22 protein-coding genes are annotated in these 22,109 nt (G+C 42.4%); 16 read left to right on the top strand and 6 right to left on the bottom strand.

The window, feature by feature from the left end; genetic code table 11:
* The first annotated feature begins 75 nt into the window (after positions 1-75).
* The 9 genes from K4I03_RS01245 (at position 76) to K4I03_RS01285 (ending at position 8,296) form a co-directional block, all read left to right on the top strand.
* Complete coding sequence (locus K4I03_RS01245) at positions 76-648, top strand: thymidine kinase (RefSeq protein ID WP_227963444.1); 573 nt, start codon at positions 76-78, stop codon at positions 646-648.
* 35 nt (positions 649-683) lie between these two features.
* Positions 684-1,763: a peptide chain release factor 1 gene (prfA, locus tag K4I03_RS01250; protein WP_002895522.1), complete on the top strand. Its 1,080-nt coding sequence runs from the start codon at positions 684-686 to the stop codon at positions 1,761-1,763.
* Positions 1,763-2,593 carry a peptide chain release factor N(5)-glutamine methyltransferase gene (prmC, locus tag K4I03_RS01255; protein WP_227963445.1) on the top strand — a complete coding sequence of 277 codons (831 nt, stop codon included), beginning with the start codon at positions 1,763-1,765 and terminating at the stop codon, positions 2,591-2,593. Before prfA ends, prmC begins: the two co-directional genes overlap by 1 nt.
* Entirely contained in the window at positions 2,586-3,176 is a 591-nt protein-coding gene (locus K4I03_RS01260) for an L-threonylcarbamoyladenylate synthase (RefSeq protein WP_227963446.1), read from the top strand. The genes prmC and K4I03_RS01260 overlap by 8 nt, the downstream gene beginning before the upstream one ends.
* A 47-nt stretch (positions 3,177-3,223) precedes the next feature.
* Positions 3,224-4,486, top strand: coding sequence for a serine hydroxymethyltransferase (gene glyA / locus K4I03_RS01265; RefSeq protein ID WP_227963447.1), 1,263 nt, complete (start codon positions 3,224-3,226; stop codon positions 4,484-4,486).
* A 1-nt stretch (position 4,487) separates the two neighbouring features.
* Positions 4,488-5,462, top strand: a complete 975-nt coding sequence (locus K4I03_RS01270; protein ID WP_002915230.1) for a nucleoid-associated protein — start codon at positions 4,488-4,490, stop codon at positions 5,460-5,462.
* Positions 5,462-6,064, top strand: coding sequence for a lysozyme family protein (locus tag K4I03_RS01275; protein ID WP_125341686.1), 603 nt, complete (start codon positions 5,462-5,464; stop codon positions 6,062-6,064). The genes K4I03_RS01270 and K4I03_RS01275 overlap by 1 nt, the downstream gene beginning before the upstream one ends.
* A 115-nt stretch (positions 6,065-6,179) precedes the next feature.
* The gene (locus K4I03_RS01280; protein WP_227963448.1) at positions 6,180-7,034 is read left to right on the top strand and encodes an alpha/beta hydrolase; all 855 of its coding nucleotides are present in this window, start codon (positions 6,180-6,182) and stop codon (positions 7,032-7,034) included.
* A 281-nt stretch (positions 7,035-7,315) separates the two neighbouring features.
* Positions 7,316-8,296, top strand: a complete 981-nt coding sequence (locus K4I03_RS01285; RefSeq protein WP_227963449.1) for a DUF1002 domain-containing protein — start codon at positions 7,316-7,318, stop codon at positions 8,294-8,296.
* A gap of 75 nt (positions 8,297-8,371) precedes the next feature.
* Here the strand turns inward: K4I03_RS01285 and K4I03_RS01290 are convergent, their stop codons facing one another.
* From K4I03_RS01290 to guaA, 3 genes are all read right to left on the bottom strand, one after another.
* A complete protein-coding gene (locus K4I03_RS01290; RefSeq protein ID WP_321573147.1) occupies positions 8,372-9,133 on the bottom strand; it encodes a TraX family protein in 762 nt (253 codons plus the stop codon).
* Between the two features lie 57 nt (positions 9,134-9,190).
* Positions 9,191-10,633, bottom strand: a complete 1,443-nt coding sequence (locus tag K4I03_RS01295) for an APC family permease (protein ID WP_227963451.1) — start codon at positions 10,631-10,633, stop codon at positions 9,191-9,193.
* 332 nt (positions 10,634-10,965) lie between these two features.
* Positions 10,966-12,528 carry a glutamine-hydrolyzing GMP synthase gene (gene guaA, locus K4I03_RS01300; protein WP_227963452.1) on the bottom strand — a complete coding sequence of 521 codons (1,563 nt, stop codon included), beginning with the start codon at positions 12,526-12,528 and terminating at the stop codon, positions 10,966-10,968.
* Positions 12,529-12,766: 238 nt separating this feature from the next.
* Here guaA and K4I03_RS01305 point away from each other — a divergent pair, with 238 nt between their 5' ends.
* The 7 genes from K4I03_RS01305 to xerS all read left to right on the top strand — a co-directional run bounded on the left by K4I03_RS01305 (position 12,767) and on the right by xerS (position 18,411).
* Complete coding sequence (locus K4I03_RS01305) at positions 12,767-13,465, top strand: GntR family transcriptional regulator (RefSeq protein ID WP_227963453.1); 699 nt, start codon at positions 12,767-12,769, stop codon at positions 13,463-13,465.
* Between the two features lie 152 nt (positions 13,466-13,617).
* The gene (locus tag K4I03_RS01310) at positions 13,618-13,950 is read left to right on the top strand and encodes a putative DNA-binding protein (protein WP_032907526.1); all 333 of its coding nucleotides are present in this window, start codon (positions 13,618-13,620) and stop codon (positions 13,948-13,950) included.
* 2 nt (positions 13,951-13,952) lie between these two features.
* Positions 13,953-14,168: a 2-oxoglutarate:acceptor oxidoreductase gene (locus K4I03_RS01315; protein ID WP_227963454.1), complete on the top strand. Its 216-nt coding sequence runs from the start codon at positions 13,953-13,955 to the stop codon at positions 14,166-14,168.
* A 28-nt stretch (positions 14,169-14,196) separates the two neighbouring features.
* Positions 14,197-15,771 (top strand): signal recognition particle protein, encoded by a 1,575-nt coding sequence (ffh, locus tag K4I03_RS01320; protein WP_227963455.1) that lies wholly within the window; start codon positions 14,197-14,199, stop codon positions 15,769-15,771.
* A 78-nt stretch (positions 15,772-15,849) separates the two neighbouring features.
* The gene (locus tag K4I03_RS01325; protein ID WP_227963456.1) at positions 15,850-16,650 is read left to right on the top strand and encodes an alpha/beta hydrolase; all 801 of its coding nucleotides are present in this window, start codon (positions 15,850-15,852) and stop codon (positions 16,648-16,650) included.
* Between the two features lie 51 nt (positions 16,651-16,701).
* Entirely contained in the window at positions 16,702-17,154 is a 453-nt protein-coding gene (locus K4I03_RS01330) for a MepB family protein (protein WP_227963457.1), read from the top strand.
* 186 nt (positions 17,155-17,340) lie between these two features.
* Entirely contained in the window at positions 17,341-18,411 is a 1,071-nt protein-coding gene (gene xerS, locus K4I03_RS01335; RefSeq protein ID WP_227963458.1) for a tyrosine recombinase XerS, read from the top strand.
* Positions 18,412-18,488: 77 nt separating this feature from the next.
* Here the strand turns inward: xerS and K4I03_RS01340 are convergent, their stop codons facing one another.
* The 3 genes from K4I03_RS01340 to lpdA all read right to left on the bottom strand — a co-directional run bounded on the left by K4I03_RS01340 (position 18,489) and on the right by lpdA (position 22,055).
* Positions 18,489-19,127, bottom strand: a complete 639-nt coding sequence (locus K4I03_RS01340; protein WP_227963459.1) for a hypothetical protein — start codon at positions 19,125-19,127, stop codon at positions 18,489-18,491.
* 165 nt (positions 19,128-19,292) lie between these two features.
* Positions 19,293-20,282: a lipoate--protein ligase gene (locus K4I03_RS01345; RefSeq protein WP_002921209.1), complete on the bottom strand. Its 990-nt coding sequence runs from the start codon at positions 20,280-20,282 to the stop codon at positions 19,293-19,295.
* A gap of 66 nt (positions 20,283-20,348) precedes the next feature.
* Positions 20,349-22,055, bottom strand: a complete 1,707-nt coding sequence (gene lpdA / locus K4I03_RS01350; RefSeq protein ID WP_227963460.1) for a dihydrolipoyl dehydrogenase — start codon at positions 22,053-22,055, stop codon at positions 20,349-20,351.
* Positions 22,056-22,109 lie beyond the last annotated feature (54 nt).

The raw sequence follows: 22,109 nt of genomic DNA on the forward strand, positions 1-22,109 counted from the left end.
TTTTAAAGAGTAGTGAATTATGGTAAAATAATGTGAAGTAAAAATGGAGATAGTGGATTAGCAAAGATTTAAATTATGGCTCAGTTATACTACAAATATGGCACGATGAATTCGGGCAAGACCATTGAGATTTTAAAAGTCGCCCACAATTATGAAGAACAAGGCAAGAGCGTCGTCATCATGACCTCGGCTATCGATACAAGAGACGGCTTTGGGGTTGTTTCCAGTCGCATCGGCATGAAACGAAATGCCATAGCTATTGAGGATGAGACAGATATTTTTGGCTATATCCAGCAGCTGCCTGAAAAACCTTATTGTGTTTTGATTGATGAGGCTCAGTTTTTGAAACGCCATCATGTCTATGATTTGGCTAGAGTGGTGGATGAGCTGGATGTTCCGGTTATGGCTTTTGGTCTGAAAAATGATTTTCGCAATGAACTCTTTGAAGGCTCCAAACATCTCTTACTCTTGGCTGATAAGATTGAGGAGATTAAAACCATTTGCCAATATTGCTCTCGTAAGGCCACTATGGTTTTACGGACTGATAACGGAAAGCCAGTTTATGATGGTGAGCAGATAAAAATTGGCGGTCACGAGACCTATATCTCAGTCTGCCGCAAGCACTATTTTAACCCCGATATTAAGTAATCCAACGATAGAAAAAAGGAGATGATGAAAAATCTATGAACATCTATGAACAGTTACAAGCGGTTGAAGATCGCTACGAAGAGCTTGGTGAACTCCTAAGCGACCCTGATGTAGTCAGCGATACCAAGCGATTTATGGAGCTTTCTAAGGAAGAAGCCAGCACCCGCGATACAGTGACGGCTTATCGAGAGTATAAGAAAGTCCTGCAAAACATCACAGACGCTGAAGAAATGATAAAAGACGCCTCTGGCGATGCGGACTTAGAAGAAATGGCCAAGCAGGAGCTCAAGGATGCTAAGGCTGAAAAAGAAGAATACGAGGAAAAACTAAAAATCCTCCTTTTGCCTAAAGATCCAAACGATGATAAGAATATCATTTTGGAAATCCGGGGTGCAGCGGGAGGAGACGAAGCACAGTTGTTTGCCGGCGATCTCTTGCAGATGTATCAAAAATACGCTGAAAGCCAAGGCTGGCGCTTCGAAGTTATGGAAGCTTCTTATAATGGTGTAGGTGGGATAAAGGAAGTGGTCGCTATGGTCTCAGGCCAGTCGGTCTACTCAAAGCTTAAGTATGAATCTGGCGCTCACCGCGTACAGCGGGTTCCTGTAACCGAAAGCCAAGGTCGCGTTCACACCTCAACAGCAACTGTCTTGGTGATGCCAGAAATCGAAGAAGTCGAATACGACATTGATCCTAAAGATCTGCGCGTTGACATCTACCACGCATCTGGTGCAGGTGGACAGAACGTCAATAAGGTTGCGACTGCTGTTCGTATCGTCCATCTGCCAACCAATATCAAGGTTGAAATGCAGGAAGAGCGGACCCAGCAGAAGAACCGGGATAAGGCTATGAAAATCATCCGAGCTCGTGTGGCAGACCACTTTGCTCAAATTGCTCAAGATGAGCAAGATGCAGAGCGCAAGTCTACGATTGGTACTGGTGATCGCTCAGAGCGGATTCGCACCTATAATTTCCCACAAAACCGGGTGACAGATCACCGTATTGGCTTGACCTTGCAAAAGCTGGACACGATTTTAGCTGGCAAACTGGATGAAGTCGTTGACGCTCTGGTTCTCTATGACCAAACACAAAAACTAGAAGAGCTGAATAAATAATGATGTTGGCTCAATATTTAGCTGAGCTAGAGCAAGAGCTAGTAGCAGCGGGAGAAGAAGCAGAAAGCCTGTCTTTCGTTTATCGGGCTCTCAACGAGCTCTCCTTTACCGACTTTGTTTTCAAACTTCGGACAGAAGTCAGCCAAGAAGATTGTGACCAGCTAAAAGCGATTCAAGAGCAGCTGCTTGCTCATAAGCCGGCTCAGTATATCATTGGCAGCAGTGACTTTCACGGCCTGACTCTCAAGGTTGATGAGCGGGTTCTAATTCCTAGGCCTGAGACAGAGGAGCTGGTGGAGCTGATTTTGTCAGAAAATCCTGAAAGTTCTCTGTCTGTCTTGGATATCGGAACAGGAAGCGGAGCCATTTCTCTTGCACTGGCAAACAGGCGTCCAGACTGGCAGATTACTGCTTCTGACCTTTCGGAAGACGCTCTTTCCCTGGCAGCAGAAAACGCTCAGTCCTGCGGATTCAGCCTCACTTTTGTCCAATCTGATTGCTTGGATGCAATCCAAGGAAAATTTGACATTATCGTCTCCAACCCACCCTATATTTCAGAAGCAGATAAAGACGAAGTTGGACTCAATGTTCTGACCTCAGAGCCTCACATGGCCCTCTTTGCTGAGGAGGATGGCTATGCCGTCTATCGGAAAATAGCCGAGCAGGCAGGAGACTATCTGACAAAAAAAGGGAAAATCTATCTGGAAATTGGTTACAAGCAAGGCGATGGCGTCAGGGAATTACTGAAAAAGTCCTTCCCTCAAAAACGAATCCGAGTTCTGAAAGATCAATTCGGCAAAGATAGAATGGTGGCGATGGACAATGGATAAGATAGAGAAGACTATGGCAGCAGGCGGAGCAGTTGTCCTGCCTACAGAAACTGTTTATGGCCTCTTTGCTCAGGCTTTGAATCAAGAGGCGGTTGAACGAGTCTACGAATTAAAACGAAGACCTCGTGACAAGGCTCTCAATCTCAATGTTGCTAGCTTGGAAGAGATTTATGTTTTTTCTAAGAACCAGCCCAGCTACCTAGAGCAGCTCTATCAGGCCTTTCTGCCTGGGCCACTAACTATTATCCTCCAGGCCAATGACCGAGTGCCTGTTTGGATAAACTCAGGTATGGAAACCGTGGGTTTTCGGATTCCTAAGCATCCAGTTACACTGGACTTGATTCGTAAGTATGGTCCCTTGATTGGTCCATCCGCCAATCTTTCTGGAAAAGCTAGTGGAACTTCTTTCCAGCAGATTATGATGGATTTTCAAGAGCAAGTCTCAGGGGTAGAAGATGATGCATCCTTGACAGGTCAGGATTCAACTATTCTAGACTTGTCTGGAGAAAAGGCACTTATTCTACGCCAAGGGGCAATCACTCGCGAGGATATTCTCGCCCAAGTAGATGATATAAAATTTTAACTTTTAGGACCTAAGGTCCTATTTTCGCAAAAGAAGGGAGACACCTTATGATTTTTGACCAAGAAGACTACAAAGCATTTGACCCAGAGATTTGGGAAGCAGTTGCTAAAGAAGAAGAACGTCAGCAGCATAATATTGAGCTGATCGCTTCAGAAAATGTCGTTTCTAAAGCTGTCATGGCTGCTCAAGGTTCTATTTTGACCAATAAATATGCCGAAGGCTACCCAGGTCGCCGCTACTATGGTGGGACAGATGTAGTGGATGTAATTGAAAGTCTAGCGATTGAGCGTGCTAAAGAAATTTTTGGTGCAAAGTTTGCCAATGTGCAGCCTCACTCAGGTAGCCAGGCAAATTGCGCTGCTTATATGGCTTTGATTGAGCCAGGTGATACTGTTATGGGTATGGATTTGTCTGCTGGCGGCCACTTGACTCACGGTGCGTCAGTCAGCTTCTCTGGTCAAACCTATAATTTTGTATCCTATAGTGTTGATCCCGAAACAGAATTACTGGACTTTGATGCTATTCTCAAACAAGCCAAGGAAGTACAGCCTAAGCAAATTGTGGCGGGGGCTTCAGCTTACTCTCATATTATTGACTTTTCAAAATTCCGTGAAATCGCTGATGCGGTAGGCGCTAAGCTCATGGTTGATATGGCTCACATCGCTGGATTAGTCGCTGCAGGCCTCCACCCAAGCCCTGTACCTTATGCGGATATCACAACAACTACAACCCACAAGACCTTACGTGGTCCTCGCGGTGGTTTGATTTTGACAAATGATGAAGAATTAGCTAAGAAAATCAACTCAGCTATCTTCCCTGGCATTCAAGGCGGACCATTAGAGCATGTCATTGCAGCTAAAGCAGTTGCATTTAAAGAAGTACTGGATCCAGCTTTCAAGGTTTATGCTCAGCAGATTTTGGACAATGCCCAAGCTATGGCTCAAGTCTTCCGTCAGCATGATAAGTTCCGTGTGATTTCTGACGGTACTGAAAATCATCTTTTCTTGGTTGATGTCACTAGGGTTGTAGAAAATGGGAAAGTAGCGCAAAATCTCTTGGATGAAGTCAATATTACCCTTAATAAAAACTCCATTCCTTACGAGACTTTGTCACCGTTTAAGACTAGCGGAATTCGTATCGGTACAGCAGCCATTGCAGCTCGAGGCTTTGGTGTAGCAGAAAGCATCAAGGTAGCAGAGCTTATTATCAAGGCTCTGGAAAACGCTGAAAACGAAGCAGTGCTGAATCAAGTGCGGGCGGAAGTTCGCGAACTAACGGACGCTTTTCCACTCTATGAGGGCTTGAACTAAGATGGATATTTACGTAAAAAAAGCGATTATTCATCAATTCAGCCCAGCTGACACCGAACTGCTGCTGGCGGATAAGTTTCTCAACATTACTCCCAAGATTGAAGAATATCTGCGCAAGAAGATTGAGCGGGTATACTCTGATGATGCTAAAACAGGTGTTTTCGACCCCGAAAACGTCTTTTTAGCCCAGCTTTCAGACGACCTACTGGAAACATCAGTTACAGTGGCCAAGCTCTGGCAGGAGGAGTTTTCTGTCAGTGAAAACCAGAAAACCAACGATCTGATTTTTGTCCAGTTTGACAAAGAGGGTGTGGAGCACTTTGCTTTTCTGCGGATTGCTCTGCGGGAAACTCTGACCCACTTAGGTGGCGAGGTGGACAATCCTATCAAGCTGACGCAGAACAATCTGCCTGGCTTTGGTACGGGGGCAGACGAGGCTTTGGTCATCAATCTCAAGTCTCGCAAGTACCATCTGATTGAAAAGCGCATCAAGTATAACGGTGCCTTTCTCAATTATATGTCAGATAATCTCTTGCAGGTCAATCCGACAATCTCAGCTAAGAAATCAATCAAAGCACTTGAGAAGACTGCTCAGAAGGTTGCTGAAAGTTTTAACAAAGACGATTTTCAGTTCCAGTCCAAGGTCAAATCCAGTATTTTCAAAAATCTGGAAGAAAATGACGAACTGTCGCCTGAAAAGTTGGCTGATGATCTTTTTGACAGCAATCTGACTGCCCGACTTACCTTTATTGACCAAGTCAAGGAAGCTATTCCTGAGCCAGTCAAGTTTGATGAGATTGACAGCAGCCGCCAGAAGAAAAAGTTCGAAAATCAGAAACTCTCCCTTTCAAATGGAATTGAGCTCATCGTTCCCAATAATATATATCAGGACGCAGAGTCGGTAGAATTTATCCAGAACGACAACGGGACCTATTCTATTTTGATTAAGAACATCGAGGATATCCAAAATAAATAATGTTTAAATTTCTAAGAAGACTGATTCTAGTCCTTTTCGTGCTCTTTGCCGGCTATAAGATTTATCAGGTTCATCATGATGTCAAGCAGGTCATGAAGTATCAGACTTTGGTCAGAGAAGTGCTGGACGAGCAGGATACAGCGGCCAATGAAGAATTGGTACTGGCCATGATTTATACAGAGACCAAGGGAAAAGACACCGATGTCATGCAGTCCAGTGAAAGCGCGACTGGTCAGACTAATGCCATCACGGACAACAAAGAAAGTATTCGCCAAGGAGTTCAGGCCTTATCTGATAACCTAGAGTTAGCCAGTGAAAAAAAGGTCGATGTTTGGACAGCAGTACAAGCCTATAATTTCGGTCAGGCCTATATCGACTACGTCGCTAAAAACGGTGGCGAAAATACGCTGGAGCTAGCCAAGAAATATTCCAAAGATGTGGTAGCGCCAAGCTTAGGAAATGTAACTGGCAAGACCTACGGCTACTATAACCTGATTTCAATTTTCCACGGTCCAGAACTCTATATCAACGGCGGTAATTATTATTATTCCCGTCAGGTCAAGATGAACATGCACATCATGCGCCTCTTAAAATGGTTTTAGAAAGAAGTTTTCAAGCTTCTTTCTTTTTTTGATGGTGAAGTAATAATCCAGATATTTGTAACCACCATGGATACATGATATAATTTTGTACATCTATCATAAAAAGGAATGAAAAATGAACAAGAAACTTGGTTTTAAGCTCCTCGTTCTGGTCTTGGTGACAATTGCCGGTCTAACAGCTTTTTACAACCATAAAGAAGCCACTGAGCTCAACACAAAACAATATGTGCAGTCAACAACGCCGACCTTGTTTTTCCACGGTTTTGGATCCAGCTCTAACGCTGAAAATCATATGACAGAGGCAGCCAAAAAAGCTGGAGTTACTCAGACAATTATCACGGCAAATGTCAGTAAAAATGGGCAAGTAAGCTTATTAGGCGAGATACCGAAAGGTGCTATCAATCCCATTATTAAGGTAAACTATGAAGATAACCGCAATACTGACTATGCTCAAGATGGCAAATATGCAGCAGCTGTGATTCGTAAGTTACAAGAGACTTATGGCTTTGATAAGATGAATCTGGTAGGCCATTCGATGGGGAATATGTCCATCCTCTTTTATATGTTAGAGAACGGTCAGGATGAAAAGCTGCCCGAGCTGCAAAAGCAGGTCAATATTGCCAACCATGTTAATGGTCTGCAAGGAAGGGACTTGCCTGAAGATTTGACAATTCTAGACGACCAAACTGGCCAGCCTAGTGCTATGAGCCAGACTTATCAAAAACTACTGGGATTACGAGAAATCTATCCGCAAGAGCAAGTAGATGTTCTGAACATTTACGGTGATTTTAAAAATGAATCCGACGGTTCCGTACTCAATACCTCTTCCCGCAGCCTCAAATATCTCCTGGTTGAGAATGCCAAATCTTACCAGGAAAAGAAAATCACAGGTCAGTTGGCTCAGCACAGCCAATTGCATGAGAATCCAGAAGTAGACGAATTACTGATTGACTTCCTTTGGAAAAAGTAGGGAAGAGCAGTTACTGGCAAGCAAATCCAGTGACTGTTTTTTCTTTGAACTTCTTTGAGAAATGTTGTAAAATGTATCTATTATCTCAAGCCCTCAATGGATGAGATAATAATAACTCCATCATTGCAGCAACTTAACTGAAGCACTCTAAACATCAAAAGGAGCGAAAATCACAAGCTCAAGAAACAGAAATTAGAGGCAGTCAGATAGAAAGTTTACTGTATAAAACAGCTAAGCTATAGAATTTGGGAAACTATGGCGGGAGGAAAAGAGGAAAAAATATGAAATTCAAAAAAACTTTAATGACAGCAGGAGCCTTGCTGGCTACTCTGTTTACTGTATCAACCGCAGCTGCCGATTCAAATGTTCAGAAAGTCATTGATGAGACATACGTACAGCCTGAGTATGTGCTGGGTTACTCCTTAGATGAGAGCCAAAAACAGCAGACCTTGCAGATGTTGGGTTACAATTCATCCAGCGATAGCAAGCCACTTAAGACCATGACTCCAGAAGTCTACTCAAAAATCATGGACGTTGCTAATGACCCTAGCCTGCAGCTTTATTCTTCTGTAAAAATCCAGAAGTTAGGCGGCAATAAGCCATTAGAGGTCAAAATTGTCACTCCGCAAAACATCACCAAGGTTACTGAAGATATGTATCGCAACGCGGCTGTTACTCTAGGTGTTCAGCACGCGCAGATTACCGTTGCGGCACCGATTCCGGTAACAGGTGAGAGTGCTTTGGCAGGGATTTACTACTCTCTTGAGGATAATGGCGCGACCATTCCTCAGGAAAATAAAAACCTAGCGCAGGAAGAACTGGCTGCCCTTTCTGGTATCAATGCTGAAAATACAGGTAAGGAAGGCTATGATGCGGACAAGCTTAACGTAGCTCTGGCTGATATCAAAGCGGCTATCGCCAATGCTAAGAAGAACAACAGCAATCTGACAGCAGATGATGTCCGTAAGATTGTTGAAGAAACCTTGAAAAACTATGGACTGACTCAGTCAGTGACCAATGACCAAATCAACCTCATCGTGAATTTTGCTATCAATCTTTCAAACAGTGGAGTCATTACGGATTCTGACTTTACGAAGACCCTTAGTGACTTGAAAGACAGCATTGTTTCAAAGGCAGGGGATACCTTTAACAATATTAACCTCAACTTTGATGCAAACGGCCTCATTCAAGAAGGCGGTAATTTCTTTTCTAATATCTGGAATGCCATTGTCAACTTCTTTAAAGGATTGTTTGGAGGTTAATTCCAAGACTATGTAAAACAAGGCTAGGACATTTTAGTCCCAGCCTTGTTTTACGTCTAGAAATGAAATTTTAATTTAGCTTTTTAAAAAGAAAATACGGAAGAGCAGCAGCAGACAAAGATGAAGCGGATAGAAAGCATAAAAGCCCCATTTTACCCAGACAGGCGAATAACCGCGCTGGCCGTTATAGGCTTTGAGAAGCGGCAGAGTCAGGAGTAGGCCCAACATAGCAGCCGCATCGCAGAGCAGGACAGGATTGGGATCTGTGTAAAAGGCCCAAAGATTTATCAGAATAGACACTACCATAAGGGTGAGGATTGGTGTGACAAAGCCGTCTGATTCCTCCCGTTTTTCATAGAAACCAACAATCGTCAAGATTCCCAAAAAGGCCCAGTCAGATTGCCAAGTCAGAAAAGAGAATGTTAAAATCAAGAGCAAGCGCAGAAAAGAATGCTGAACCTTTTCCAAAAATACTAGCAATAAAAGCCCTAAGAGTAAAGTGTAGAGAATGTTATTATCAACTGTCAAAGGTTTGTGGCTTTCAAAAAGATAATAGAATGGCAGAATGGAGAGCAACCAAAAAAGAGTTAGACGAAGTGCGTATTTCCCTTTGCTTCGTGTATACTGAAAGCCCTCAACCAGTAAATAAGCCATGATTGGAAAAGTTAGTCGTCCAATTGTTTCGGTCAAGAAATACAAGTAAATATTCTGATTTTCCAACTCTAGCGTATGTCCCAAATGGTTGATAAGCATAGCAGCAATAGCAATCAATTTCAAATGAAAAGCTTCCAGTGATTTTTTCATCTCTAACTCCTTCATCAATATTTTACTAGTCATTATATAAAAAATGGTGTACGAAGTCAATGCAATCAAAAAGGGCTTTTCGCCCTTTTGTTAAGATTGTTTCTTTTCTCGTTGTGCTAGCCATGGGAGGATAAGGCCTAGCCCTAAAAGAGCAATAGGAGTGATAATGTTAGTTGCTAGCGTAAACCACCACTCGGTTGGATGAGTTGCCAAATCTACCTGTGGAGCCATTCCTAGGATACAAGCGAAAGCAGTAAAAGCAAAGCCCCAGGCACCAACTAGAAAGCCGAGCATACGATTTTTAACAAATATGTATTCAGCATTTTTAAACTTTTCCCATTTATGGTACAAGAACATATAAGCTATAAAAACCCAAAGGAAACACATAGGGGAGACGATAGCATTGAGATTTGTCATCCATACTACTAGGCCATCAATTTCCTTAAGTCCAAGAAGCGGCAATACAATGATAATAGTAACTAGAATTCCTGTTAAAAGATAACCGTTGATAAGCATTCCTGACTTAGTCCGCTTGCGTAGCCAACTTGGAATAAAATCTTCGTCTGCACTACCTAAAAATATTTGTAGCGGAGCGTCAATACAAATGGCTAGCGTAGCAGCTTGGCCGATAGTTTGAGTAATAGCGTAAATTGTTACTAGAAAACCGCCTAACCCCCAGTGCTTACCTAAAACTGCGAAGGCTTGATAGGCACCATTTCTCATCAAATCAACAGGAATGTTATTGCTATCAAAAATCATAGCCATGGCAAGCGAACCTAAGATTGCACAAGCTCCAATCATTACAGCCATCGCAATCATCCCTTTTGGAAACCCTTTTGCTGGATTCTTCACTTTATTAACATAGGGAGAGATAGCTTCAGCTCCTCCGACAGAGAATACCAGAAGTGCAATTGTAGTAAAGTAAGAGAAGTCAAACTTTGGAATGTATGTAGGTAATTTATCCATGTTATCCGTTTCCAACTGCAAATTTGGTTTGATAAAAGGTATCCCGACAGCTAAGAGTATAAAAAGGATTAACATTACCAGCATAGCTCCGCCTGCTAAGGTTCCTAAAAATTTCAAAGCCTTTAGACCTTTGGTAGAAATATAGAGAAGTAAAAGAAAAGCGACTAGACAGAGTCCCACCAACAAAGGCATGGAGAGACTGTCCAAAAATTCACCATTCCCTTGGATAACCCAACCTAAGGCAATCAAAATAGTTTGAGGCTTTTGAGCTAGATAAGGAATTTGAACAACCCAATAGGTCCAAGCTGCAAAGAAGGCCAGTCGTTTAGTAGAAGTTAGCTTTATCCAATCACTGACCCCACCTTCGCTTGCCTTGAAGGTTGATCCTAACTGTCCTACCATCAAGGTATAAGGAACAAAGTAGATGGCTAGTAGTAGAATCCAGGATGTCACAACAACGATCCCTTGTTGGGCAAAGTTATTGACAACATTTCCTAAGCTCCAAACAATATTAAAAGCAATTAAGGCAATCATCAGCCAACTAATTTGCTTAGAGTCTTTTTCCATAGAAATTCCTCCTTCTAATAACAAATGGTTTCCGTTTAGGGAAAAGTAACTGTAAAATAATGAACCTTTTTCAATTTATATTATAACACTTTAAGCGAAACAATAAAGCGTTTACATTTGTTTTAATATTTTTATATGCACTAAAGTATCTGAAAAAATATAGGTGTTTTTCCATCCTTAACCAAAAACAACTGATAGAGCATTGGGAGAGACAAGTTAAGGAATTCATAGATTCTAAGTCAAAACATTAAGCAAAGTATTTTTATCAAAATCAAAACCAGCTATCCTTTTAGAAATTTCTGCTGAGATGGCTGGTTTTTTTATTTATATTTTTACTCCCACTCCACAGTTGCAGGTGGTTTGCTGGTGATATCGTATACGATTCGGTTGACATGATCTACTTCGTTGACGATACGAACAGAGATTTTTTGCAGAACATCCCAAGGAATCTTGGCAAAGTCAGCTGTCATACCATCGATAGAAGTGATAGCACGAATCGCAATTGTGTAGTCGTAAGTCCGGCCGTCTCCCATGACCCCAACAGATCGGACACCTGTATTAACAGTAAAGTACTGCCAGATGTCGCGGTCAAGACCAGCTTTGGCGATTTCTTCGCGGAGAATAGCGTCAGATTCGCGGACAGTTTCCAATTTTTCCTCTGTGATTTCTCCCATGACACGAATAGCAAGCCCTGGGCCTGGGAATGGCTGGCGCCAAACAATTTCATCAGGCATACCAAGCTCTGTACCCAAAGCACGCACTTCGTCCTTGTAGAGCGTGTTCAGTGGCTCAATCAGCTCAAACTGCATGTCTTCTGGCAGACCACCAACGTTATGGTGGGACTTGATAGTCTGAGCAGTGTCGGTACCAGATTCGATAACGTCTGTATAGAGCGTTCCTTGAGCCAAGAATTTTACATCTTTCAGTTTGCTGGCTTCGTCGTCAAAGACATAGACAAACTCGTTTCCAATGATTTTACGTTTTTGCTCTGGGTCTGAGACGCCGGATAGTTTATCAAGAAAACGCTTAGCTGCGTCAGCCTTAATAATATTCAAACCAAATTTGCCGCCCAGCATATCCATGACCTGATCAGCTTCACCTTTACGCAAAAGACCATGATCCACAAAGATACAGATTAGTTGATCACCGATTGCTTTCTGTAAGAGAACACCGACAACAGAAGAGTCTACACCGCCAGAAAGTCCCAACAGCACCTTCTTGTCACCAACAGTTTGGCGGATTTTTTGAATTTCCATGTCAATGAAGTTATCCATAGACCAGTCGCCTTTAGCTCCACAAATATTCAGAGCAAAGTTACGAAGAATATCATAACCAAACTCTGAATGACGAACCTCAGGGTGGAACTGAATGCCGTAGATTTTCTTAGTTGGATTTTCAATAGCTGCAAAAGGACAGTCAGCAGAAGTACCAGTACGGACAAAGTCAGCGGGAATTTCTGTTACTGCATCTCCGTGGCTCATAAGAACTAACTGGCTTTCAGGCGTACCGTTGAAAAGGCTGGAATTAGCAGTATGTGACAGATTTGACTGACCGTATTCACGATTTCCAGCATGACCAGCAGGGACAACCTTGCCCCCCAGCTTGTGAGTCAAAAGCTGCATACCATAGCAGATTCCCAAAATCGGGATTCCCAACTCGAAAATTTCCGGATCAATATCAAAAGAGCCGTCTTCATATACAGAATTCGGACCGCCGGAAAAGATAATCCCGACAGGCTGGATAGCACGGACTTCGTCAGCGGTAATCTTGTGGCTCTTGAGCTCAGAAAAAACACCGATTTCACGAATGCGGCGTGAAATCAGCTGGTTGTACTGGCTGCCGTAATCAAGCACGATGATCTTTTCGACATCTTGCAATTCAGTTCTAGTAGTCATCTGTTCCCTTTCTTAAAAGAAGTAATCTTTTCCCCTCATTTTATCACAAAAAAGGAATTTTTCCAAGGCAATAAGGAGCAAGAGTGCTGAAAAAACGAATATGAGTCTTTATTTGACAAAACTGCTAGAATCGTGAGAAAAGCAAGTATTTGAGAGCTAATCCTTATCATTTAGTTTGACATTTGAAGTATTTGGTACTAAAATAAAGGAAGGTACCAAATAAGAAAGAAGAGTCAACATGTTGCCCGCATATATCAAAATTCATGATCAGATTAAGAAAGACATCGACGATGCCGTTTGGGAGATTGGAGAGCGCCTGCCCAGTGAGCGAGATCTAGCCGAAACCTTTAAGGTCAGCCGTATGACCCTGCGTCAGTCCATTACGCTCTTGGTTGATGAGGGGGTGCTGGAGCGTCGGGTCGGCAGTGGTACCTTCGTAGCCAGTACACGTGTTCAGGAGAAAATGCGCGGCACCACCAGCTTCACGGAAATCATGAAGGCGCAAGGCAAAACGCCATCCAGCCAGCTTATTTCTTATCGGCGTACCCTGCCCAGCGAGCAGGAAGTGGAGAAGCTAGGCATCCATAAGACAGAAAATGTCATTCGGATGGAGCGGGTCCGCTATGCTGACGATTTGCCGGTGGTCTACGAGGTGGCTTCAATTCCAGAGAAGTTCATTAAGAATTTCAAAAAAGAAGAGGTGACCAGTCATTTCTTCCAGACCTTGCAGGAACATGGTTATAAAATCGGCAAGTCCCAGCAGACGATTTATGCTCGGCTGGCTAAGGAAAAAATCGCCAATTACCTCGATATTCCCCGCGGCCATGCTATATTAGGACTGACTCAGATTTCTTACTTTGACGACGGAACAGCTTTTGAATATGTAAAAAGCCAGTATGTTGGCGAACGTTTTGAATTTTATTTAGAAAACAATTAATTATTGCAAAACTCTTGGTTATCACCAAGGGTTTTTATCTTGTATTTCACTTGGCAGAAAATGCTGATTGAAGTTTCGCAATCTCATATTTCGAGTGTTTATTTCCCTTGTCAGACTAGAGTTTATCATGCTTTTCTGGTATAATGTTTCTTATGGAAATTGAAAAAACAAACCGAATGAATGCTCTCTTTGAGTTTTATGCGGCGCTTTTGACTGACAAGCAGATGAACTATATCGAGCTCTACTATGCAGATGATTACAGTCTGGCAGAGATTGCTGAGGAGTTTGGTGTTAGCCGTCAGGCTGTTTATGATAATATCAAGCGGACGGAGAAGATTCTGGAAGACTATGAGAAAAAGCTTCACATGTACTCGGACTACATTGTCAGAAGTCAGATATTTGACCAGATTACGGAGAAATACCCTGACGACAGCTATCTGCAGGAGCAGATCGGGATTCTGTCTGGTATTGACAACCGAGAGTGACCATGGCTAAACAAGTTATCTACAAAGGAATGCCTTGCTGGTTGTTGGAGTCGGAAGAACCTTTTCCTGCTAGGGTACAACTCATCTCCCCTGACGATCTTTCTAAGGCAATGCAAGAAGGCTTCAGCTGCTGGGGCTACCCAAATGAGATTATGAAAGAAGTCTCTGCTGAGGAATACGCTTGTTTAACACGTTTTGGAAAATTTCCACTGAATTGATTGAAATAGAAACTAGGAGAAATAAAAAATGGCATTTGAAAGTTTAACGGAACGTTTGCAGAACGTCTTTAAAAATCTGCGCAGAAAAGGAAAAATCTCTGAGAACGATGTCCAGGAAGCAACCAAAGAGATTCGTCTGGCCCTTTTAGAAGCCGACGTTGCCCTGCCAGTTGTCAAAGACTTTATCAAGAAAGTCCGTGAGCGCGCTGTCGGTCACGAGGTTATCGATACCCTCAATCCAGCGCAACAGATTATCAAAATTGTTGACGAAGAGCTGACAACTATCTTGGGTTCTGATACTGCTGAGATTATCAAGTCACCAAAGATTCCGACTATTATCATGATGGTTGGTCTGCAGGGTGCTGGTAAGACCACCTTTGCTGGAAAGCTTGCTAATAAGCTCAAGAAAGAAGAAAATGCTCGTCCGCTCATGATTGCGGCGGATATTTACCGTCCGGCGGCTATTGATCAGCTGAAAACACTTGGGCAGCAAATTGATGTACCTGTTTTTGCTTTAGGTACGGAAGTTCCAGCTGTTGAGATTGTCCGTCAAGGTTTGGAGCAAGCGAAAGCCAACCACAATGACTATGTCCTGATTGATACGGCTGGGCGCCTTCAGATTGACGAAAAGCTCATGCAGGAACTATCAGATGTCAAAGCGCTGGCTAATCCGAACGAAATCCTCTTGGTTGTCGATGCCATGATTGGTCAGGAGGCAGCTAATGTCGCTCGCGAATTTAACAGCCAACTGGAAGTGACCGGGGTTATCCTGACCAAGATTGATGGCGATACTCGTGGCGGTGCAGCCCTGTCTGTCCGTCAGATTACTGGTAAGCCTATTAAATTTACTGGTACCGGTGAAAAGATTACTGATATCGAAACCTTCCACCCAGACCGTATGTCCAGTCGAATCTTGGGCATGGGGGACATGCTGACTCTGATCGAAAAAGCCTCTCAAGAATACGATGAGAAAAAATCGCTTGAAATGGCTGAAAAGATGCGGGAAAACACCTTTGATTTCAATGATTTTATTGATCAGTTGGATCAGGTACAAGGCATGGGACCTATGGAAGACTTGCTCAAGCTGATTCCAGGAATGGCCAATAATCCTGCTCTCAAGAATATCAAAGTGGATGAGAAAGAAATTGCCCGCAAACGTGCTATCGTATCCTCTATGACACCGGCTGAGCGAGAAAATCCTAACTTGCTGAGTCCTAGCCGTCGCCGGCGGATTGCCAATGGTTCAGGTAACAGTTTCGTTGATGTCAATAAATTTATCAAAGACTTCAATCAAGCTAAGCAGATGATGCAGGGCGTTCTATCAGGCGATATGAGCAAGATGATGAAGCAAATGGGGCTCAATCCAAACAATATGCCTAAGAACATGCCTGGTGGCGGAGGAATGCCCGACATGTCAGCTCTTGAAAGTATGATGGGCCAAGGCGGCATGCCAGATATGTCAGGCTTAGGAGGATCCGGCATGCCGGATATGAGCCAAATGTTCGGCGGCGGACTCAAGGGCAAAGCCGGGGAGTTTCTAATGCGCCGCAGCATGAACAAAATGGCCAAGCAAATGAAGAAAAACAAGAAGAAGCGGAAGTAACAACAAAAAAACAAGTCACATAACTAAGTTTTATGTGGCTTGTTTTTGAAAACGTCAGATTCAGATATGGAGACTAGAATGAGGCCTTTTTTGACTCAATTAATTCATCGACTTGCTAAAACCTTTCAAAAATTATTGAATAAGCTGCCTAGCCACCCTATTTCTCATCTTCCTGACAGCAAGGTAAAAATCAGCCCGATCATCATGATCCCAGGTAGTTCGGCGACAGAGAATCGTTTTAATCGAATGGTTAAAAAACTCAACCGCAATCAGCATCCACATCATAGTCTGGTTCGTATTAAAGTCTGGAATGACGGGCATATAACTTACCGAGGGCATTTGAAGCGCAAGGATAGAAATCCCATTTTTGTGGTTGGTTTTCAAAATAATCGTGATGGCTATGAAAACATCAAGCAGCAGGCGGCCATGTTTGATGCTGCCTTGACTGTTTTGCGAGAGAAGTATTCTTTTAACATCTTTAAGGCGCTGGGGCATTCTAATGGTGGACTAGTTTATACAGTATTTCTTCAGCAATACCTTGCAAACCACTCTAAGCTAGAGATGGAAAAGCTACTGACTATTGGCAGTCCTTATAATCTGAACAAGAAAAATCTTAATCATCGAGTCCCGATGCTAGATGACTTTGTAGCCAATCAGGAAAAACTGCCTAAGAAGCTGCAGCATTTGTCGATTTTGGGAATTTTTTTCCGAGACGGTGACGGAATTGTCCATAGAAGCAGCGTAGAGGCTGGGAGTTTGATTTACAAAGGAAAGATTGCTTCACATAGAGAGGTAGTCATCGTAGGCAAGAATGCACATCATTCCTCCCTGCCGCAAAATGAACAGGTAATTGATTTAATTAAAGGGTTTTTATTCTAGTATTTTTTACATAATTTAATTTTGGTAAAAAATTAGAAAGACGATAAAACAATGAAAATGACAGACATTCTTCATAGGTATTATGGGTATTATGGTGACTTTGAGCTGATAAATGAAAAATGGAATGAAGACTATGAAAGCATTTTGATTAAGCCAAAGGGTAATCAAGAATATAAAAGATGCCGTTTGGCAAAGAAAACACCTAAAAAAGAAGGATACTTTACAGTCTTTTGGAAAAAAGACCAAGACAACAAGAATATTCCTTATACTGATAAAGACTTAGGTGATGAACTGGTTGTTGTCGTCATCGACGACCGTCATTGCGGTATATTTATAATCCCCAAAGAGGTGGCTATCAGTAAAAAAATTCTTTCTACAAAGGATTGTAAAGGAAAGATGGCAATGCGGTTTTATCCGTCCTGGTGCACAAATTTAAATAAAACAGCTCAGGCAACACAAAAATGGCAACTGGATTATTTTCAAAAAATCGAATTAGAAGAATAAGTTTTATGTAAAACAAGACAGAGTTTAGTTTTTGAATTTCTCAATTCTGTCTTGTTTTTATTATTTGTTTTGTAGTAAAGTTAGATTGCTTACTTCCCTCTATCATCTTTCCGAAAAACTATAATTTTCTTGAAAAATATATCTAGATATGCTATACTACTGTTATAGAAAAAACGGAGAAATATGATGAGACGTGAACTGTTATTAGAAAGAATTGATAAACTTAAGGCTACCATGCCCTGGTACATTCTGGAATATTACCAATCAAAACTGGCGGTGCCTTATAGTTTTACAACCTTATACGAATATCTCAAAGAATATGATCGCTTTTTTAACTGGGTACTAGAATCTGGTATAACGGATGCTTCGCATATTGCTGAGATTCCTCTCTCGGTCTTGGAAAATATGACCAAGAAAGACATGGAAGCCTTCATTCTGTATCTGCGAGAGCGGCCGCTTCTCAATGCCAACACGACACAAAACGGTGTTTCTCAGACAACTATCAACCGAACTCTGTCAGCTTTGTCCAGCCTCTACAAATATTTGACTGAGGAAGTTGAAAACGAGCAGGGAGAGCCCTACTTCTATCGAAATGTGATGAAAAAGGTTGCTACTAAGAAGAAAAAGGAAACTCTGGCTGCTCGTGCAGAGAATATTAAGCAGAAGCTCTTTTTAGGGGATGAGACAGAAGAATTCCTCCAGTATATTGATAGGGAGTACCCTAAGAAGCTCTCTAATCGCGCCCTGTCCTCTTTTAACAAGAACAAGGAACGAGATTTAGCCATCATTGCCTTGCTGCTAGCCTCTGGTGTTCGTCTGTCTGAAGCTGTTAATCTTGATCTGAAAGATATCAATCTCAAAATGATGGTTATCGAAGTAACAAGAAAAGGCGGTAAAAGGGACTCTGTCAATGTTGCTGCTTTTGCCAAGTCCTATTTAGAAGAGTATCTAAACATTCGAAGCAAACGATACAAGGCCGAAAAGACTGATACAGCCTTCTTTTTGACTGAATACCGCGGCACTCCTAATCGAATCGATGCTTCCAGTGTCGAAAAAATGGTGGCCAAGTATTCCGAGGACTTCAAGGTGCGAGTGACGCCTCACAAACTCCGCCACACACTTGCTACACGTTTATACGATGCAACCAAATCTCAAGTTCTCGTCAGCCATCAGCTAGGGCATGCTAGCACTCAGGTGACGGACCTCTACACCCATATTGTCAATGACGAGCAAAAGAATGCTTTGGACAAATTGTAATATTACATAATTTAAAATATGTGCATTGAATGATAACAAAAGAGCGAAAAATCTATTTTAGATGCTTCGCCTTTCTTTTATAAAAACTCAATCCAATAATTACGATGGGGTTCAACAATCAGCGGTTTGTTCCAGAAGTGCTTGAGATGTTCTAGGTTTGCTGCTGTGACTGGTCGATTTTTGGTGTTGTACTTTTCAGCACTTTCTCTAGTTAGGAAGCATTTGACCGCTTCGTAGGATCCTTCTGCTGTCTCTCTATTCAGCCCTTCAAAGCTAACTTCATCGCCTGGCTGAGGATTATCCGTGAAGAGTTTTCCGATAAAATAGACCGTTTTACTCTTCATCAGATCGTAAGCCTTGATATTCTCTATTCGATTATTAGCTGCTGCAAACATAATGCAAAAGCTGTCAACAAGGTCCTTCAAAGGCATCAGATCTTCCTTGGGAACGAAGATATCTACCATGTAGAGCCCACCAATGACTAGGTTTTGGAAAGAAGGTTGCTGAATAACATTATCTAACGCCATACCAAGCGGCAATTTCACGGCTTGATATCCTGATTTTTCAAATTCTTCTTTCTTTTTCTCATAATCTTCTGGAGATATGCTAACATAAAAATTGTCTGGATTAGGAGATGGTTTTTTCTTCAGAAAAGCTACAACTGTGCGGTCCAACTGCTCAAACAAACCAAGGCTTTCTACTGGGACTTTCTGCATCAAGGCACCCCTTTCTCTGATTCCCTATCATTTTATCATATCTGGTAAATAAAGCCTAGAGAAAACTAGCTGGTTAAGGAAACGTAAGAATGTTGTTGATTTGAAATATACTGTTTACATGAAAAACCAAACTCTTCAAGAGCTTGGTTTTCTTTATGTCATATTTTAACCAACGATAGCTTCGGCAATTTCTTCTCTGCTGATTCCAGCAAAGTAGCGGCTAATATCAATCCTTTCAAGAGCTTTAAGGACATCTTCTCGCTCGTATTTAACGCCGCGCAGCACATCTTCCACTGCTGCTACATCCTCAATACCAAAGAAGTCTCCATAGATTTTAATATCCTGAATCTTGGATTCAACAACATTGGCAAAGATTTCTACCTTACCACTGGTAAACTTGGTGCCACGGCGCACGTTGTATTCAGGCGATTTACCGTAGTTCCAGTCCCAAGTTCCAAACTTGCTATCTCTTATTTGCTTGATTTCTTCCAGTTCTTTCTCAGAGAAGACATACTCTGTCATTTCTGGATATTCTTTCTTCATATAGTCCAGAAGCAGGTCGCGGAATTCTTCGACAGTAATCTTTTCTGGCAATTCATTGACAATATTTGTCACGCGTGCACGAACGGATTTAACACCTTTTGATTCGAACTTGTCTTTAGAAACTTTAAGCGCATTGGCCAAGACAGACAAATCAACATCAAAGAGCAGGCAACCATGGTGCATGATACGGCCGTTAATATAGGCCTGCGCATTGCCGCAGAACTTCTTACCGTCAATTTCCAGGTCATTACGGCCAGTGAATTCAGCCTTTACCCCAAGTTCTGCCAAGGTGTTGATAACTGGCGTAGAGAAACTCTTGAAGTCAAAAGCTCTATCTTCACTTTCCTTAGAGATAATGGTGTAGTTAAGGTTGTTTAGATCATGATAAACAGCTCCGCCGCCGCTGATACGACGCACAACTTCAATGCCATGCTCACGAACGTAGTCACGGTTGATTTCTTCGATGGTATTTTGGTGACGTCCCACTATGATAGAGGGTTTGTTAATCCAGAGCAGGAAAATTTCATCCTCATCTAAGAGGTGTTTGAAAGCATATTCTTCCAGAGCAATATTAAAAGCTGTGTCATTTGAGTAGTTAACAATGTATTTCATAAGCTACCTCTTTATACGATAGAGACTGGAACAATGATTTATGTCCAGTCTAATCTATCTTTTAAATTATTTTTTCTTAGGTGAGTGAACTGCTAATCCCAGTACATCTGCAAATGCTTCGTACATAACTTCTGAGAAGGTTGGATGACCGTGAATGGTCTTAAGCATTTCTTCTACGGTGATTTCCATTTCGATGATGGTTGATGCTTCATTGATTAATTCTGCCGCTGCAGGACCAATGATATGAACACCGAGGACTTCACCATACTTCTTGTCAGCGATGACTTTAACGAAGCCTTGAGCTGCATCTGAAGCAATAGCACGGCCGTTAGCAGCGAAGTTAAACTTACCAATCGCTACATCGTATTTCTCACGAGCTTGCTCTTCTGTCAAACCAACTGCTGCTACTTCTGGCAGGGTGTAGATAGCTGCAGGCGTCAGATTGAGTTTAGCAACATGGTGGTTACCCTTCAGAGCATTTTCAGCAGCAACTTCACCCATACGGAAGGCTGCATGAGCCAGCATCTTAGTACCATTGATATCACCTGGTGCGTAAATATCTGGAACAGAAGTTTCCATGTACTCATTGACTTTGATACGGCCGCGATCCAGTTCGAATTCAACCTCACCGATACCTTCTAGGTCTGGCACGCGTCCGATAGAAAGCAGGGCCTTATCTGCTAGAATATCTTCTTTTCCTTCAACCTTGATACGGAGTTTTCCGTTTTCTTCGATGATTTCTTCCAACTTAGTTTCAGTTAGAATTGTCATGCCCTTGCGCTCCAGAATGAGGCGAAGGTTTTTAGAAACTTCCGCATCCATAGCTGGGACGATACGGTCCATCATTTCGATAACGGTGACTTTTGAGCCAAATGTCATGAAGGCTTGTCCAAGCTCAATACCAACAACACCACCACCGATAATTACCAGATTTTCTGGCACTTCGTTCATTTCCAAAATATCATCACTGGTCATAACAAGAGATGATTCCATACCAGGAACATTGATCTTGCTGACTTTGGAACCACCAGCTAAGATAATTTTCTTCGTTTCTAGCAGCTCGCTGCCGTTTACAAGAACATTCTTGTCTTTAGTAATGGTACCAATTCCCTTATGAACATCCACGCCATAGCTGCGTAGAAGTCCAGCAACACCTCCAACAAGCGTATTGACAACCTTGTTTTTGGTTTCCAGAACCTTGTCCATGTCCACTGAGAAGCTTGGATTTTCGATAATGATACCGCGATTAGCAGCGTGGCCAATGTTTTCAATGATTTCAGCATTGTGCAGGTAAGTCTTGGTAGGAATACAGCCACGGTTCAAGCAGGTTCCGCCGAGCTCAGACTTTTCAACCAAGGCAATCTTGCCACCCAGCTGAGCTGCTTTTATAGCTGCCACGTAACCAGCAGGACCGCCGCCGATAACAACGATATCGTAAGCATCATCACTCTTATCTTCATCAGCACTTGCTGCCGCTGCTTTAGGAGCTGGTGTTTCCGCAGGTGCAGAACCGCCAGCAGTTGGGATGTTTTCTCCTTCTTCACCCAAGTAACCGATGACTTCCGTTACTGGAACAGTTTCTCCGTCGCCTTTGAGAATAGCAATCAGGTAGCCGTCTTCTTCAGCCTCCAATTCCATGCTGACCTTGTCAGTCATGATTTCCAGAAGGATTTCCCCTTCTTTGACAAATTCGCCGACTTTCTTATTCCATTGGACAATTTGCCCTTCGGTCATATCCACGCCGGCTTTTGGCATAATTACTTCTAAAGCCATTTTTCTTTCCTTTTCTAATTTAATTTTTCACTTGCTGAGTGTTTCGTTTCTTTA

Origin of the sequence: Streptococcus sanguinis, assembly GCF_020729725.1 — a bacterium.
GTDB classification, from domain to species: Bacteria; Bacillota; Bacilli; order Lactobacillales; family Streptococcaceae; genus Streptococcus; species Streptococcus sanguinis_V.